Source organism: Granulicatella sp. zg-ZJ (assembly GCF_010892355.1).
Taxonomy (GTDB): domain Bacteria; phylum Bacillota; class Bacilli; order Lactobacillales; family Aerococcaceae; genus WM01.
In genome coordinates this window covers 1-19,136 of sequence record NZ_WNJY01000032.1, presented here as the reverse complement: position 1 = coordinate 19,136, position 19,136 = coordinate 1, and the positions used below count along the sequence as shown (strand labels likewise).

General features: G+C 34.4%; 9 protein-coding genes and 1 pseudogene. 7 read left to right on the top strand and 3 right to left on the bottom strand.

The genetic code is table 11. From position 1 onward, the window contains the following. The 5 genes from GMA11_RS08220 to GMA11_RS08200 form a co-directional block, all read left to right on the top strand. On the top strand, nt 1–818 hold an 818-nt coding region (locus GMA11_RS08220), incomplete at its 5' end, for a transposase (RefSeq protein ID WP_163546671.1). Between the two features lie 560 nt (nt 819–1,378). Beyond that, nucleotides 1,379–4,237, top strand: coding sequence for an SHIRT domain-containing protein (locus tag GMA11_RS08215; protein WP_163546670.1), 2,859 nt, complete (start codon nt 1,379–1,381; stop codon nt 4,235–4,237). A gap of 15 nt (nt 4,238–4,252) precedes the next feature. Further along, complete coding sequence (locus tag GMA11_RS08210; RefSeq protein WP_163546669.1) at nt 4,253–11,554, top strand: SpaA isopeptide-forming pilin-related protein; 7,302 nt, start codon at nt 4,253–4,255, stop codon at nt 11,552–11,554. Nucleotides 11,555–11,569: 15 nt separating this feature from the next. Continuing rightward, nucleotides 11,570–13,294, top strand: a complete 1,725-nt coding sequence (locus GMA11_RS08205; RefSeq protein WP_163546668.1) for an LPXTG cell wall anchor domain-containing protein — start codon at nt 11,570–11,572, stop codon at nt 13,292–13,294. A gap of 53 nt (nt 13,295–13,347) precedes the next feature. Further along, entirely contained in the window at nt 13,348–13,542 is a 195-nt protein-coding gene (locus GMA11_RS08200) for a hypothetical protein (protein WP_163546667.1), read from the top strand. A gap of 253 nt (nt 13,543–13,795) precedes the next feature. Here the strand turns inward: GMA11_RS08200 and nrdG are convergent, their stop codons facing one another. Then, nucleotides 13,796–14,314 carry an anaerobic ribonucleoside-triphosphate reductase activating protein gene (nrdG, locus tag GMA11_RS08195; RefSeq protein WP_163546666.1) on the bottom strand — a complete coding sequence of 173 codons (519 nt, stop codon included), beginning with the start codon at nt 14,312–14,314 and terminating at the stop codon, nt 13,796–13,798. Next, a pseudogene (gene nrdD, locus GMA11_RS08190) lies at nt 14,295–16,160 on the bottom strand (anaerobic ribonucleoside-triphosphate reductase); the annotation flags it as partial. The pseudogene nrdD and the gene nrdG, both read right to left, overlap by 20 nt. A 265-nt stretch (nt 16,161–16,425) precedes the next feature. On the opposite strand from nrdD, the gene GMA11_RS08185 reads away from it, so the two are divergent. Beyond that, nucleotides 16,426–17,520, top strand: a complete 1,095-nt coding sequence (locus tag GMA11_RS08185) for a carbohydrate kinase (RefSeq protein ID WP_163546665.1) — start codon at nt 16,426–16,428, stop codon at nt 17,518–17,520. Between the two features lies 1 nt (nt 17,521). After that, entirely contained in the window at nt 17,522–18,433 is a 912-nt protein-coding gene (locus tag GMA11_RS08180) for a pseudouridine-5'-phosphate glycosidase (protein WP_163546664.1), read from the top strand. Between the two features lie 127 nt (nt 18,434–18,560). Here GMA11_RS08180 and GMA11_RS08175 read toward each other — a convergent pair. Then, the coding region (locus GMA11_RS08175) for a transposase (protein WP_205422862.1) at nt 18,561–19,136 on the bottom strand (576 nt) is incomplete at its 5' end.

Here is a 19,136-nt window from a genome sequence, read left to right as displayed (position 1 = left end):
TCATCTCTAAAAACATAAAAGAAAGTACGACTGATAAAGAAAGCGGCTATTACCATCGGGATAATAAAGAAAAAGGATTTATGTACTTAGACCATCGTAGTGTAGATGGTAAACACAATTTTATTGTGGACTGCTTTATTACGCCAGGAAATGTTCATGATAGTGTACCGTATGTGTCGCGATTAACATATATCATGGATAAATTTAAGTTTGATGTGAATTGTGTCGCGTTAGATAGCGGGTATTATAAAAAAGACATTTTAAAATTTTTAGAAGAGAAAAAGATATTTTCTGTGATTGGGTATAGACGTTTTCATCGCAATCCTGACCATAAGTTTTTTCGCTATGATTCATCTAGAGATTGTTTTACGGATACACGTACGGGAGAAATTTACACCTACAGAAACATTGATAGACAAGGATATAAGCAGTATCGTATAAGCGATAACAGTAATAAACGGATACTACGTCGAGCGATAGATGCTGATGTATATGATAGATGTCGTGAGCGTCGATTATCTACGTTTGGGAAAGCACTATATAAACGACGGAAAGAAACGATTGAGCGTAGCTTTGCAGACTCTAAACAAAATCATGGGTATCGGTTTGCACAATATAGAGGAGTAGCCAAGATGCAGCAGTACACTTGGTTATCTTGTGCTGCCCAAAACATGAAAAAAATGGCAATTCTACTCACGAGAGATAGCCATTTTTTCCGATATTATTTTTTATTTATCACGTTAAAATTCAACATCCAACATATTTTTCAATTTTTAAAAAATATGTTGGATGTTTTTTCGGTATTGTCAACAATCTGAAAAGAAGTGTTATGGTGACTTTTGAGTTATCTTTTTTGTGGAATAGATGTTATTACTTTAAAGAATAAGAGAATAATAAATTTCAATTTAATTAGATAAATATGTTTTTTGATGTGTATTTTTAGTTTTTATTCAAAATTAGAATTATTTTAACAAATGTTTTTGCTTTTTGATTAGAAAAACTTATGAAAACTCCTTTTCCAAAAATAGAATATGAGAAATTAACAAATAGTGTTCTCATGAGGGAGTGGTTATCTACGATCTTATCATACTTTTTAAGATTAAAAATAATAAAGTTTCCTAATAAATTTTTGAGAAATTGTCACAAAAATGTAGACTTTTACGGACAAGAAAAATAGAGATTTTTTCGGAAAAACAATAGGACTTTTTTCACAAAAATCCATCATATTTTCCTTGTAAAATAAAGATTTTGTCATAATTTATTATGAGCGTGTCCCAATTATAACACAATGTCCTTAAAAGTCTGCATTAAAGGACAGATTTTATTCGGGGGGGGGTACTTTATTTGTTGTGTGCTTAATTATGAAAGGAGAAATATTTTGAAGGAAAATCGATTTTATAAACGAGTTTGTACGAAAAGTATGGTGGCATTAGTGGCTGTATTGGCTATATCTGGTACAGCATCATATACACAACATGCCTATGCAGTGGATGGTAAGTTGAATATTCCGTTACCATTTCTTGGTAATTTTCCAGTTAATGCGACGATTAACATCAATCAAGGTATGTCAGCTTCTGATACTATTATCGGACCGACAATTTTAGAACACCATAATTTTGGTACAGAGAATAAAACAAAACAAGTACTTGTGACATCACCGACTACTGAAGATAGTTTGTTTAAGTTTAATTCAACATTTCAAATGAAACAATCGCAAAAACTTTTGATTCCGACACTTTGGGGTGCGCTAGTTAAACCTGATTTATCGAATGCATCAACGCTTGCTGAACTAGCTAAACCAGAACCAAAAGGAATGATATCTTATGTTGATTTGATTGTGACATTAGATAATCGTTTGTCTTACGCAGATGCCACTGGACTGATTCAAAAAGCGTATTTTACATCAGAAACATGGCGACCAGTGTATGTGTTTGATGCGCAATACAATCAATTAGCAGATGTTAGAAATACATACGTTGAAAATGTTCCACGTAAAGAATTTAATATTCCAACTGGTAATGTAAAAAAATTCATTATACGTGTTGTTCCTATTGCTAATAAGGATTTTTCAGTAGAACAACAAGATGCCCCAATGTCATTTGGTTTTGATACACCAGATACTAATAATTTCAAAGTAAGTGTACAAGATGCCAATGAGATTGCTGTGAATCGCCGTACAATGACAGATGCAGAGAAAGCAGAAGAAAAACGTATTGTAGAAAAAGATTTAAATATTGATGCTAATAAATTAACACCTACTGAAGTAGAAATGTTGAGAAGACATAATATTTTCGTTACTGGTGAAATCGGTGGAAAAGTATGGGGAAGAGCAACAGTACCATTATTAGGTACACAAACATTATCTGCCAATGTGAACAATATTTTGCCTCCAGCTGGAGTAGCAGTCACTTTTGCTAATCCAGAAGTGACCTTTATGAAAAATACTGAAACAGATACAGCAAAAGATAAAATTGCTAGTGTGTATGTGGATTACAACAGTACGATTCCAAATGATACATTGACAGACCAAAGTGTACCTGCTAATCCAACACGAGATGGCTATACATTTGTTGGGTGGAGTGAGAATAAAGACTCTAAAACAGCAGATTTTTACCCTGAAACGGCAATTATTACAGAAAACAAAACGGTCTATGCAATATGGGCACAAGTTTTTAATGTAACGTATACGTTTGACAAACAAGTTGGAGTGACTCAAGAATTACCACAGGCATTAAAAGATAGATTAGCTAATAAAAATAAAGAAAATGTACCAAATGGAACAGAAGTAACAACACAAGATGTAGATAAATCTAATTATGTGGATACAGATAACCACGGTACATGGACATTTGTGTCTTGGGATAAAGACACAGCGACAGTTACAGATGCCGATGTTGCATTCAAGGGCACGTGGAACTTTGTGCCAGATACAACATACAATGTGACATATAACTTTGATAAACAAGCTGGAGTAACTCAAGAATTACCACAAGCATTGAAAGATAGATTGAATAATAAAAATAGAACAAATGTACCGAATGGGACATTTGTTAATACCTTAGATATTGATACACAAGATTATAAAGATGCAGATAATCAGGGTGTATGGATATTTAATGGCTGGGATAAAGATGATGCAACGGTAACAGATAGTGATGTGATATTTAAAGGAACATGGCGTTTTGAGTCTGATTTAGTGGAAAACAAAACATATCATGTGACATATCAATTTAAAAAAGCAGATGATGTGACAGTACCATTTCCGCAAGAATTAGAAAAAAGAACAGAAAATGTATCACAAGAAGTACATACAACAGATGTTGTAAAACCAATGGGTGTGAATACAACAGAATATGTGGATGTAGATAGCCATGGGAAATGGGTGTTTGTAAGTTGGGATAAAGAGAATGAAACAGTTTCAGATAGTAATGTTGTCTTTATTGGAACATGGAACTTTGTGCCAGATACAACATACAATGTGACATATAACTTTGATAAACAAGCTGGAGTAACTCAAGAATTACCACAAGCATTAAAAGATAGATTGAATAATAAAAATAGAACAAATGTACCGAATGGGATAGAAGTATCAACGAAAGATATTGATACGAGTGATTATATTGATAAAGAAAATAAAGGGAAATGGATATTTGTAAGTTGGGATAAAAAAGAAGATATGGTATCAAATTCAAATGTGGTATTTAAAGGAGAATGGAATTTCAAACCATATAATTATCAAACAGGTGCACCAAGCAACACTACAATTCCAACCGCATATATTGCAACCTATTTATTTAAAGAAAAATCTGGAAGAGCATTGCCACAAGAGCTACAAGACCGTTTGAATGACACTACTGTGGTAGGTAAGAGTGGAGAAGAAGTAACTGTATCGGCTATTGATACGTCTACTTACAAAGACCAGACGGGTACATGGATATTTGTTGCTTGGGATAAAGAGAAAGCAATATTTGATAGACAAAATATTGTGTTTATCGGAGAATGGATATTCACACCAGAAAAAGAAGAAAGTACAACGTCTCGTATTATAAAACGTCCAGAAATTGTTGTGACAACGACAACAGAACGTGGTGAATCATCTACAGAGAAAAAAGTAAGCAAAGCATCTCATATGTTGCCAAAAACAAATGCATCAGATAGTTCTGTATGGACGATTATTGGCACAAGCCTAGTTGTATTGAGTGCACGCTTGTTTAAACGTAGCAAAGAAAATAAATAATTAAGAGGAAAGAAAATGAAAAAAAATATGCAGAAATGTTGGCATATATGCTTATCGTTAGTGTTGCTTATTGGGCAGTTTATGCCTTTAACACATATTTTTGCAGAAAGTACAATCAAATATAATGTCAAAATGTTAACAGAAACAAAAAATCCCGACGGGACAGATAAGTTAATTTATCTGTCCGGGGAGAATATTACACCTAGAGCATCTTTTGATATTTCTGGTGACGGTGTCAATATTTTAAATGCAAAAACAGTGATTACATTTCCAAAAGTGAAACATGAGGGAAGAATTTTAACGACTAAACCAACATTTGTAACATTGGACAGTGCAAAAACAAGTGAATTTTCTGAGGATGAAGATAACTGGTATATGACCTATACTTTTTCTTCTTTAAGGGGAGGTTCTATTGCTTTGTCTCCTTTTCCATTTCGCTTCTATAATGACGTGACACCAAATGGAACAACAGTAACACCAAAATATGAATTGTTTGATGGTAATGGTACCTTACTAGATTCGGCAAGTGTTACTTATACGGCTCAAACATATGGGTGGACAAGCCATAAGTCTGTTAGACAATGGGGATGGCCAAATCGTTGGGATGATAATAATTCAGTTGCTGTTTATCGTCAAGAATTTAGGGATGAAAAAATTCCTGAAAATAATCCGATAATGAAACCTATGTCGGTAGCTTACGCTTTAAATTTTTTCTATAATCCACCTCAAGGGACTTCACAAGGTTTTGGTAGATTTGTTCCTAAAACAGTAAAAATTGTTGAACATTTACCAGCTGAAGCGACTTTAGACCTTAATAATGAATCTAATAGAGGTTGGGTTTATAATGCTGAAAACCATACGGCGACCTTTGAAGGTAGTTTAAGACTTGAAAATAATGAGTGGTATTCTTATAATCGTCCAGCTTTGAGAAAGATGATTGTTTTAAGATATCAGGATCAGCCACTTAATAATGAAGTATCACAAGGAGTTCGTGCTACGAATGTCTACGAGAATACTGCTGAGTTTTATATCAATCCGGGTACACCAGCAGAAGAGCGTTTGCCAGATCGTAATGCTAAAGTAAAATTTGAAGCCTATGAATCAGTGACTCCACCAACTCCTCCGTTCGTTAAAACAGAACATATCGAGTACGATTTATGGGGGACTCAGTCTGGTGACTGGAGTAATATCTATGAAATTGAAAATAATCAAATTGTAAAGAAAAATGATGTTAATAGCCATACGGTACACTTTAATTCTCGTGTTACAGCCTATAATAATGGTAGTGATTATGGAAATCCTAGAAACGGTTTAATGCGTTATATTTCTAAGATAGGAGCATACGATTTAGATAATCGTTTGGATTTTCATATTATGGCTCTTAATTTTGGTTCTGAAGCAGTGAAAGAAAAATTACAGGCAACAGGGAACAAGGTATACGGAATAGGAAGTGATGGTCATAAGGAACTATTAGCAACTAATATTCCAGTTGGACAATCCGTAACTCTTCCTAATGAAGCTGGGAATTATCGAGAGATTTCTGTTGAATTTGATGAACCTATTTTGTTGGATAATAATCAAGAGATAAGATTACTCCATGAAACAAAACCCAAAGACAGTGAGCTAGAAAAATTCAAAAATAGAGAATATACAACTAATCATCAAGATTATATGCTTAAAATGAAATTAAGCACTAGAAGAAGTGATTTAGATACTATATGGGAAAATGATTTTAGAGGAGAACGAAATAAAGATAATAACTGGTCAAGAATAGCTTATCCAGATCCTCGAATTTCAATACACCTTACTGAGGGAACGTATAATGTTCCTTATCAAGGAGAAAGAAATATCCGTCGTCAAAAAGTTGCTTCAGTTTTAAATGGAACTTGGAATGGAGTTCCTAAGGAAGAGGATATTACTATCATTTCATTGTTACCTTCAGGAATTGAATATGCAGGTAATCCGAGATTATTGTACAGTGTTACTGAAAAAGAGGGTTTTAAACCAGAAATAGTAGAAAATTTTAGAAATACAGGAAAAACAGCTGTTATCTTTAAGTTTAGAAGTCAAGCTCAAGGGCAATCTTATGTTGCATTGGGGCAGGTAGAATTTGATGTTAATGTAACTAAGTATGCGAAACAAGGTGTTAATGTTATCAATCATTTTGTAGCATGGGATAGATCTGAAATTATTAAACCTAATGGTCAGTTTTATAAAGATGCTTTGGATTTAGATGGCGATGGCGATACAAATGAAACTTTTATGGCGAGTGATACCTATATTACTTTCCTCCCACCCGAAGAAGTGTTATCCAAAAAAACAGTTGCCTTAGATCCAAGTCAAGATTGGTCTTTATCTGCACCTGCACAAGATTTAGATGGGGACATATATTATCGTTTATCTATTTTAAACAATACGCTGATTGATTTAAAAGCACTTCATGTCATAGACGTCTTACCGTATGTAGGTGACCATGCTATTGTACCAAATCAAGAGGGTGACTATCTACCTCGTGAGAGCCAATTTCATGTACCACTAGTAGAAGCGATTGAAGATGTTGCAGATATCAATGGGATAAAACTCAACGAACGACTTTTAGAACGATTTAATGTGTTTTATTCGCTTACCCCACAGGGTACTGACTTAGCAAGTGTTCGTGACGTCAACTGGTTGACCAAAGATCAAGTGAGTGATTTTTCACAAGTTAAAGCCTTTAAGTTTGTGTTAAAAGAGGGCAGTATTGTGACTGCTAAGGAAGAAGTATCATTTATTACCCATAATAAAATTCCAAAAGAAACAGCGCTGGATAATTTTTCCGTTGCCAATAACACCACTGCCTTCTCACGGAACGGGGTAGACTATATTGAAGCTAATCGTGCCAGTGTATCTAATGTAAAATACACGGTAGACGGTATTGTGTTTGCCGATGTTAACAAAGATGGCGATCATTCCGATGATGAACCATTATTAGCTGGCTATACTGCACAACTGATGCATGAGGATGGCACACCTGTTAAGGGATTAGACGGAGAGTTGATAAGTGCTGTGACTGATGCCAAAGGACATTATGAGATGAACGTGTATAAACGTGGCAAATACTATGTCCAGTTTACGAAGAAATATGAGGAAGAGGCCTTTACACCAATAAGTCATACACTAGTGGGAACAAGTGGAAATGATACGACACAAAGTACAGATAATCCAAACATTGGTACAACGCCTGTGTTTGAATTATCACCACCAACTGAGGTGACAAGACATGGTAGACGCAATGCAGGTATTATTGTGACAAAAGGCGATATTTTCGTGGTAAAAACGAATGAAAATGGTGATAAGCTAAAGAATGTTGGGTTTCAATTATTCAAAGAGAATCAAGCTGTGTCAGAAATTAAGAAAACAGATGAGCAAGGGGAGGTTTCCTTTACTTCTTTAGATTTTGGAACGTATGAATTACGTGAAGTAGAAGGACTAGATCCATATAGAACAATCAAACCAATCACAATTACCTTATCATCAGATCATGTACAATCTCACAATATGATTGAAAATATCTTTAAAAAAGGTAGTATCAAACTGATTAAACAAGATGCTGATACAAAACAACCTTTAGCAGGTGTTGAATTTACATTGAAAAAAGCAAATGATGATACGGTTGTTACAGTGAAAACGACTACTGTCAATGGAGAGTTGGTGTTTGACAATGTTCCGTATGGTGATTACAAAGTCGTAGAAACAAATACATTAGCGAGTCATAACTTAGACAGTACAGAATACAATGTCACTATTCGTGAGGACGAAAAAGAAGTGATACTTACAACGAATCCTATCTATAATACTATTAAAAAAGGAAGCATTCTTGTAAAAAAAGTGGATGCAGAACAAGATACCAAAGTATTAGAAGGTGCAGTGTTTGGTTTATTCAAAGACCAAGAAACGCAAGCAAGTTACAAGGCGACGACCAATTCAGAAGGTATCGCAACGTTTAAAGGTATTCCTTATGGGACCTATACATTAAAAGAAATTACTGCGCCAACGGGTTATTTAAAAACGGAGGATACACAAGAAGTAGTCATTGATACAAATGAACAAGTGATTGAGAAAACCGTTCGAAATACCGTGAAAAAGGCAGATGTTGTGTTGACGAAAACAGATGCGGATACCAATAGTCCACTTGAGGGTGTCACATTTGAGTTACGTCAAGGAGATAAGGTTGTTGGTACTTCAAAAACGACCGATGCTAAAGGAAAGGTTCGATTTGAACAAATTCCTTATGGTGATTATACATTAGTCGAAACACAAACATTGGAAAACTATGTGTTAGACAGTACACCAATAGAGGTGCAAGTTCGAGAAAATGGTGTCACTATTGACAAAACCATGACGAATGTGAAGAAAAAAGCGGATATTGTGTTAACCAAAACTGATGCGGATACAAAAGAAGTCTTAGCTGGTGTGACATTTGAACTACGTCAAGGCGATACGGTTATTGGCACGCCAAAAGTAACCGATGAGACAGGTCGAGTTCGATTTGAACATATCCCTTATGGAAATTATACCTTAGTGGAAACACGAACACTTGAAAATTATGTATTAAATAGTACACCGATAGAGGTGCAAGTTCGAGAAAATGGTGAAACCATTGAAAAAGCTATGACGAATGTGAAGAAAAAATCCGATATTGTATTGACTAAAACAGATGAGGATACAAAAGAAGTTTTAGCCGGCGTAACGTTCGAACTACGTCAAGGCGATAAAGTTATTGATACTTCAAAAACGACCGATGACAAAGGAAAGGTTCGATTTGAACATATTCCTTATGGCGATTATACATTAGTCGAAACACAAACATTGGAGAACTATGTGTTAGATAGTACACCAATTTCGGTTTCAGTCCGAGAAGATGGTGCAACTATTAACAAAACCATGTCTAACGTGAAGAAAAAAGGACGTGTAATCATTCGTAAAGTCGATGCAGATCATGCAGATAAAACGATTGAAGGCGTGACATTTGTTTTGAAACAAAACGATCAAGAAAAATACCAAGCAACGAGTGATGCAAAGGGGATAGTGACCTTTGATCATGTGGTGTATGGGGATTATATCTTAGAAGAAAAAGAAACGTTAAAACAATATAATTTATCTGTGGAAAAACGAACCATTCAAATTCGAGAAAATGGCAAAGATATCCTTGAAACAGACTTTACAAATACCTTAAAAAAAGGGACAGTCATTGTCAAAAAAGCAGATAAAGATGATCCAACCAAAGTCTTACAAGGGGTAACATTCCATTTATTACAAAATGGTGAAAAAGTATATGAAGCGACAACAGATGCCTCTGGACAAGCAATCTTTGAAAAAGTCGTTTACGGCACATACATTATACAAGAAGCGTCTACTTTGACTAATTACAATGTATTAGAGGGTACTCTTGAGACTGTGACGATTGACACAGAGGGTCAAACAATTATTGCCAATAATGGACAGCCGTTCTTGAATGAACAGAAAAAATCGAATATTGTGTTAACTAAAACTGATGCGGATACAAAAGAACCATTAGCTGGTGTGACCTTTGCCTTAAAACAAGGAGATAAAGTGGTAGATACACAAATGACCAACCAGTCTGGTCAAGTCCGCTTTGAACGTATCCCTTATGGGGATTACACTTTGGTGGAAACAGCAACATTGGAAAACTATGTGTTAAATAGTACACCAATAGAGGTACAAGTTCGAGAAAATGGTAAAACCATTGAAAAAGCTATGACGAATGTGAAGAAAAAATCCGATATTGTGTTAACGAAAACAGATGTGGATACAAAAGAAGCTATTACTGGTGTGACCTTTGCTTTAAAACAAGGAGACATAGTGATTGACCGTCAAAGTACCAATGACAAAGGACAGGTTCGCTTTAAACAGATACCTTATGGTGATTATACATTGGTCGAAACACAAACACTTGAAAACTATGTATTAGACAGTACACCAATAGAGGTGCAAGTTCGAGAAAATGGTGAAACCATTGAAAAAGCCATGACAAATGTGAAGAAAAAATCGAATATTGTGTTAACCAAAACTGATGCGGATACAAAAGAAGTCTTAGCTGGTGTGACATTTGAACTACGTCAAGGCGATACGGTTATTGGCACACCAAAAGTAACTGATGAGAAAGGTCAAGTGCAGTTTGAACATATCCCTTATGGGGATTACACTTTGGTGGAAACAGCAACATTGGAAAACTATGTATTAGACAGTACACCAATAGAGGTGCAAGTTCGAGAAAATGGTGTCACTATTGAGAAAACCATGACGAATGTGAAGAAAAAATCAAATATTGTGTTAACCAAAACTGATGCGGATACAAAAGAAGTCTTAGCAGGTGTGAAATTTGAACTACGTCAAGGTGATCAAGTAGTAGACACACAAATGACTAATCAATCTGGTCAAGTTCAGTTTAAACAGATCCCTTATGGTGATTATACATTGGTGGAAACAATAACATTGGAAAACTATGTGTTAGATAGCACACCAATTTTGGTTTCAGTCAGAGAAAATGGAGTTACTATTGACAAAGTCATGACCAATGTGAAGAAAAAAGCAGATGTTGTCTTAACAAAAGCCGATGCAGATAATCCTGAGAAAAAACTAGAGGGTGTTACCTTTGCGTTATATCAACATGATAAAAAAGTATTGGAAGCTAAGACGGACTCAACAGGTCAGATTATTTTTAAAGATGTGGTGTATGGAACGTATCAATTAAAAGAAATTGCCACATTGGAAAACTACAATTTATTAACGGATGTTATAGATGTGACAGTCACACAAGATAAACAAACAGTATATGTTAATGAGCAAAAACCAATTTTAAATACTTTGAAAAAAGGTACGATTGTGATTACTAAAAAGGATGCATTCACACAAAAAGCACTTAAAGATGTTGTGTTTGAATTGCATCAAGGCGATAAAGTGATAGACACGCAAATGACCGATGACAATGGACAAATCATCTTTAAAGACGTGGTGTATGGAGACTATACATTAGTCGAAACAAAACCATTACCAGGGTATCAAAAACAAGAAAAAACTGTATTGATTCAAGTCAGAGAAAACGGAGAAGTGATTGAAAAAGACATCTTTAATCGACGTCAGGTGTTCTTGCCAAAAGAAACAAAAACTGAATCAACCACACAAACAAGTAAGAAAACACTAGCGAAATCAACACCTATTTTACCAAAAACTGGAGAAACAATATCGATGATGATATTGTGGATTGGAGCTATTCTTGTTGGAAGTGCGGTTTATTTAAAGAAAAACAATAAATAATAAAAGGAGAAAATCATGAAGAAAAGAATCATGTTTGTGTCTGCTTTGACACTTTTATCTTGTATAAACACAGATATTCAAGGATACGCTGAAGATGCAGCAGCACAGCCTACTGCTGTGAGTGAAACAGAACCAGTGAATTATACAGGTAGCGTTATTTTTGAACATTATAATGCTGGAAACAGTCAAGTTTCAACAGAAAAAAAGTATACAGATGGATCTGAAAAGTTAAAAGACGATAATTTAGAACCTGGAGGATTATACCGTCATGCGACAAATAATTTCTTAGGTTGGACAGATAAACCTTTAGTGAACGGTAAAATTGCGGAAGGAGCAAAAGTATATTCTAAGACACAATCTATTAAGGAGGTCTTTCCAAATGGAATTCCTGAAAATGCCAAATTATACGGTGTGTATTTAGGTGTAGCTGAGGTTCCTAATAATCTTGCTGATATTCTTAAATGGCTTAATGAAAAAGGAGAGATCAGAGATACCAAATTGATTAATGCTATAAACTCAGAAAATATGGTTGTTATCAACCCTGCAGAAGAGGTATCGTCTGATAATACATTACCAAATACAGAGAATGTAACGAAATACGATTCAGAAGAAAAATATGTTGGAGAAGATGGTGCAGGAAAAGAAAAAATCGTTATCGATGCGTACAAAAAAGATACATTTAACGAAGTAGAATTAAAAGCAGCTTTCTCCATGAGTAAAGAAGTTGCTTTATTGGTTCATAAAAACCCAAATGTTGGGTATACAGATGAACGTATTTTGACGAAAACATATAAAAACAATGACTTTAGTATTGAAAAACCTGAAGATCGTAACAAAGAATATACATATGTAGATTTAGTTTTAACACTAGATCCACGCATGTCTGTTGGTGAACATTTATACTTAGGATTCAAGAGTTATACATGGCGTCCGCTATACTTATTAGATGAAAATAAAAATATTTTATCTATTTCAACCGTAACAGGTGAAGACTTAGGTAATACAAAAGATAGTTTCAACAGTTTGGTAACCAAAGAAGAACCATGGGTGAAATTTAAAGTTAATAATACAAATGGTTCTAAAACATTCACATTAAGAACACGTTTACGTTTAGATGAAGAAAAAGATTTAGATGCTTTACCTGAGAAAATTTTAGAAAAAATGGAATGGGTATCCTACACAACGGAAGAAATTAAAAAATTAAATCCTCAATTAAGTGAAGCCGAACTGAAAAATAGTGTCGTATATGTCAAAGATGACATTGCCAAAGAGGTTGGTGAACAGTTAAAAGCTGGCTACAGTAAAGATAAATTATTGAAAATTATGGGCTATATTCAAGGTAAAGCTGTTGGAGCATTGAATTATAATGGTTTGATGAATATAGCTATTCCGGCTCCAATTAAAAAAGTACCAGCCAATGATGTATATTTAGGCTATGTTTTATCGGATGAACAGCCAGAAGAAAAACCGGAAGAAAATCCAAAAGGCGAATCAACGACTACGATAAATACCACAACAAGTCAAGAATCAACAACAACGACAGTACAAAGAAGAAAACCAATCATACTACCAAAACAAACGACAACAAGTACTACGACGATGTCTGAAAAAGAAAAACCAAATCAACCAATGTTGCCACATACTGGAACAGGGTCAAGTGTGTCTACTTTATTATTTGGTTTAGGTGCTGTTTTGAGTTCTATTGGTTTATCTAAAAAATCAGCAAAGAAAAATAAATAGATAAGAGAAATGAAGTCTATAAATCGTGATGCATATATTTAAAGGGTAAATAAATGAGGAATGATCATTTAAGAGAAAAACGGGAATTTATATGTAAGAAATGTGGGAAAAAAGTCGTTACATTGGAAGGTCTATTAGATAGACGTACAGTTTTTTGTAGTGCTTTATGCAGTCGCCGTTATTGGCGACACTCAACGAGAAGAGCAGAATATAAATTAAAACATGACCAACAAGAGAACAATATTTAAGAAAGACTTTAAGTATAGGTTCTTCATAAAATGGTATAAAAGATAATTTATCATTCACAAATAGAGAACTGACATGCGGAGATGTCAGTTCTCTATTTGTGTTCTATCCTATTTGGTGATGGTGGCTCTATATCAAATGATGTTGGTGACCAAATAGGATAGAATGATTTTTTCTTGAGTTAGGGTATTTTGAGTTAATCTCATTTGATTTATAGTGTTATATGTCCATTTTCGTTATTCTTAGTGTCAGTCTTTATTTTTTTAAATGTTCCCATAATTTGATCGTTTGTGATGTTAAGGACTGCTGCACATCAATAATACGTTGGTTTCTGCTACCTCTAAATTGTAATGTTAAATCTAATTGTGACAGTACAAAGCGACCGTCTACTAAAATATCAAGATAAGATAGTAATTCTTGTTTATCTGTAGTTTCTTCTTGTAGTTCCTCCCATGTATAGCCACTCCAAAGCCAAATATCTTTTGAATGACCGTATAATGATCGTATGTCACGACATAAATCAGTTAAAACTGACGTATGTAAAAATGGTTCACCACCTAGTAAAGATAAGCCTTGACAATAACTTTGGCCAATGTCTTGTAAAATTTGTGATTTTAAAGTATCAGAATAATCCGTCCCATATTGAAAGTCTTGTGCACATTTATTGTAGCATCCTTTGCAATTAAATAAGCAACCACTCACGTATAAACTACAACGAACACCTTCGCCGTCAACAAAATTAAATGGTTTATAATCAGCAATCTTTGTTTTCATAAATACGTATCTCCAAATGCTTTTGTCGTGCCACGATTTCTTTGTGTCGACCGGCAATCATCGGACGAGCTTGAGGATTTCCTAAATACCCACATGTTCGTTTGACAACATCACATGTTTCGGGATTTCTATTTCTACAGCTTGGGCATTCAAATCCATGTTCTGTCGGTTTGAAATCTCCAGTAAATGCGCACTCATAACATTTATCAATAGGTGTATTCGTCCCTAAATAGCCCACTTTATCGTATGCAAAATCCCATACGGCTTCTAAAGCTTTCGGATTTTGTATCATATTAGGGTATTCACAATAATGAATAAAACCACCAGGTGAATATTTAGGATACTCACTTTCAAATAAAATTTTCTCAAACGGAGTTGGCTTTTTACGCACATCATAATGGAAACTGTTCATGTAGTATCCCTTGTCTGTAATATTAGGAACATCTCCAAACATCTCTTTATCCAATCGACAAAAACGATCCGTTAAACTTTCGCTAGGAGTTGCATACACGCTAAAATGATATCCGTATTGTTTACTCCATTCTTTTGTTTTTGTATCAAGTGCTTTTAAAATATCAATGGTGAACGCTTTAGCAGAAACGTTAGATTCCCAGTTTTCACCAAAAAATTTTGTTGCCACTTCATATAAACCAATATAACCTAAAGAAATAGTTGCTCTATCTTGATTGAAAAGTGTATCAACTTTATCGTTTTGATTTAGTTTTACACCAAATGCACCATGTTGATATAAAATAGGTGCATTTGTTGGACGGGCTTGCTTTACACGTTCGATACGATAAACAAGTGCATCGTGACAAATGGTTAATTTATCCATTAAAAGTGTCCAAAATTCCTCTAAAGACTTACTTTCTAAAGCAATACGAGGTAAATTTAAAGTCACAACACCTAAATTCATACGACCCGAATTGATAGAAATACCGTCTTTATTTTGCCAGCCATGTAAAAAAGAGCGACAACCCATTGGTGCTTTAAAACTACCAGTAATATCAATAATTTTGTCGTACATTAGGACATCAGGGTACATACGATGTGTCGCACATTCAATGGCTAATTGTTTTAAATCATAGTTAGGGTCTTTTGGTTTTAAGTTTGTTCCGTCTTTTAATGTGAAAACTAATTTAGGGAAAATAGCCGTCCGTTTTTCTTTTCCTAAACCAATTAAACGTACCGTTAAAATTGCTTTTTGGATAGCACGTTCTATCCAGTTTGTACCAAGTCCAAATCCTAATGTTGTGAAAGGTGTTTGACCTTGGGATGTATAGAGTGTATTGATTTCATATTCTAAACTTTGCATTGCATCATAAATATCTTTTTCTGTTTTTTCACGTGCATAAGCATGATGTTTAGATGCATCATCAATCCATTTTTCAGCTGTTTTTAAATGTTTATTGTAATTTAATTGTGCGTAGGGAGCCAACACTTCATCAATCCGATTAGCACTACAACCTCCATATTGACTAGAGGCAACATTGGCAATGATTTGTGCCATTTGAGCAGTCGCTGTTTGAATAGATTTTGGAGAATCAACTTGTGCATTCCCAATTTGAAATCCTTGTGCAAACATTGTTTTAAAATCAATTAAGCAACAATTTGTCATTGGTTGATAGGGATGATAGTCTAAATCGTGATAATGAATATCTCCATTTAAATGGGCATGAGCAACATGTTTTGGTAACATTTTTAACCCCAATGTTTTTCCGACAATACCCGCCGTTAAATCTCGTTCAGTATTATAAACTCTACTGTCTTTATTTGCGTTTTCATTCACGATCGTCACATCATTATTTCGTAATTTATCAATAGCCTGTTCAATATTAGTTGCTCTTTCTAGTAAATCAGTCATTGCTTTCACCTCATCTATCATTTTAAACAAAAAAATAAAAAAATCAACTAAAAACACAACATATAGTATCTTGTCTAAAGTTATGTACGTATATATAGATTGTGAAAAAAGAGAAGAATATTGTCAGAAAATGAATAAAACCGTCTTTTATCTTGTGAAAAAGTATTGACTTTTTTTAAAATAAAGCGTATTATTTAAACATAAGTTTTTAAAACTGAACATTTGTTTGAAGAGAGGAGGCGGGAATATGAAAGAAAATGAGAAAATTATCTTTCGTTTAATTGAACAAAATCCCTATATTTCTCAACAAGAAATTGCAGACATCATAGGCTTATCTAGACCGGCTGTTGCCAATATTATTTCATCTTTAGTAAAGAAAAAATATTTATTAGGGAAAGCCTATATTGTCAATGAACGCAATGGTATTGTTTGTATCGGAGCAGCCAATGTCGATAAGAAGATTAAAACTACAGAAAAACTCATTAGCTATACGTCTAATCCCGTAACATCCATGGCATCAGTAGGTGGTGTTGCTAGAAATGTCGCAGAAAATTTAGGAAGATTAGGTAATGAAGTGTCGTTATTATCTGTTTCTGGGAATGATGCAGAATGGGCACGTATTCGTGAAATGTCTAGTCCGTTCATGAATACGAATAGTGTTGTCACGATTGAAGGGCAGTCTACTGGAACGTATACCGCTTTATTAGATGCAGACGGAGAAATGTATTTAGGTTTGGCAGATATGTCGATTTATGATTATTTAACGCCTGAATTATTGATGAAACAAACAGCGATTTTACAACACGCTAGTTGTATTATTATGGATTTAAATTGTCCTAAAGAATCTATTGAGTTTATATGTTCTTTTTCTGCAAAAAATAATATAAAACTCGTATTAATAACCGTATCTGAGCCAAAAATGGAAAGATTACCACAAAATTTGCAAGCTGTTGATTGTTTAATTGTGAATAAAGGTGAAACACAAGCCTTTTTTAATGAACAATACAACACAAAACAGGACTTAGAAAAAGCGGGAGAGAAGTGGTTATCTCTTGGTGTCAAAAGAGTTGTTTTAACACAAGGTTCAAATGATTTACTTGTGATGTCACCAAACCCTAAATGGTATCCTATTAAAGCATTAAATGCAGAAAATATCATTGATGTGACTGGTGCAGGAGATTCATTTACTGCGGCGTATATTGATGCATGGCTCTTAGATGAAGATGATGATACGTGTGCATTGGCGGGAAGAACAAATTCTTATCACACGATTCAATCTATTCAAACTGTTAGACCACAATTAACAAAAAATCGTTTATTAAAAGAAATGAAGGAGTATTAATATGGAAAAATATTTAGTGTTTTCAAAAGAAGTACAAGAAGGGATGCAAAAAGGTTTACCAATTGTTGCATTAGAATCAACAATTATTTCACATGGTATGCCATATCCACAAAACGTTGCAATGGCTCGTGAAGTAGAACAAATCGTTCGTGATAATGGTGGTGTCCCAGCAACAATTGCGATTGTAGATGGAAAAATCAAAATCGGATTATCCGATGAAGAATTAGAAATGTTTGGTAGTAGTAAAGGCATTGCTAAAGTATCAAGACGTGATTTAGCAGATGTTGTGGCAAGCAAACGTTTAGGTGCAACAACTGTTGCTTCAACAATGATTTGTGCAGCTTTAGCAGGTATCAAATTCTTCGTTACAGGAGGATTAGGTGGTGTGCATCGTGGCTGGGAAACAACATTAGATATTTCAGCTGATATGGACGAATTAGCACAAACAAGCGTTACTGTTATTTGTGCAGGTGCTAAATCTATTTTAGATTTACCAGCAACATTAGAATATTTAGAAACAAAAGGTGTACCAGTTGTAGGGTATGGTGTGAAAAACTTACCGGCATTCTTTACACGTGATAGTGGATTACCATTAGCTTTATCACATGATAAATTAGAAAATATTGCTGATATGATTCGCACAAAATGGGCATTAGGTTTAGAAGGTGGCGTTGTCGTAGCAAATCCAATTCGTGAAGAAGATGCAATGGATCCAGAATACATCAATGGTATTATCGCATCTGCTGTAAAAGAAGCAGAAGAAAAAGGTATTGTTGGAAAAGATATTACACCATTCTTATTAGGAAAAATCGTTGAATTAACAGACGGAAAAAGCTTAGAAGCAAATATTAAATTAGTGAAAAACAATGCGAAAATCGGTACACAATTAGCGGTACATTATTTTAATCATTAAAAACTAACTTTATAGAAAATTGTGTTGAGAATAATTTTTGACTGGTATCCCCAAAAAGTTAGATAGAAAATCTAACTTTTTGGGGACAATAATAAAACACCGGACAGTCGTTTTTACGACTGTCCGGTCAGACTGTTGACAATAGCGATAAAAAATCCAACGTATTTTTCCAGTTTTGAAAAATACGTTGGATTTTACATTTAAAAATGATAAATAAAGAACTATATTGTAAAAAATGGCTATCTCTCGTGAGTAGGATTGCCATTTTTTTCATGTTTTGGGCAGCACAAGATAACCAAGTGTACTGCTGCATCTTGGCTACTCCTCTATATTGTGCAAACCGATACCCATGATTTTGTTTAGAGTCTGCAAAGCTACGCTCAATCGTTTCTTTCCGTCGTTTATATAGTGCTTTCCCAAACGTAGATAATCGACGTTCACGACATCTATCGTATACATCAGCATCTATCGCTCGACGTAGTATCCGTTTATTACTGTTATCGCTTATACGATACTGCTTATATCCTTGTCTATCAATGTTTCTGTAGGTGTAAATTTCTCCCGTACGTGTATCCGTAAAACAATCTCTAGATGAATCATAGCGAAAAAACTTATGGTCAGGATTGCGATGAAAACGTCTATACCCAATCACAGAAAATATCTTTTTCTCTTCTAAAAATTTTAAAATGTCTTTTTTATAATA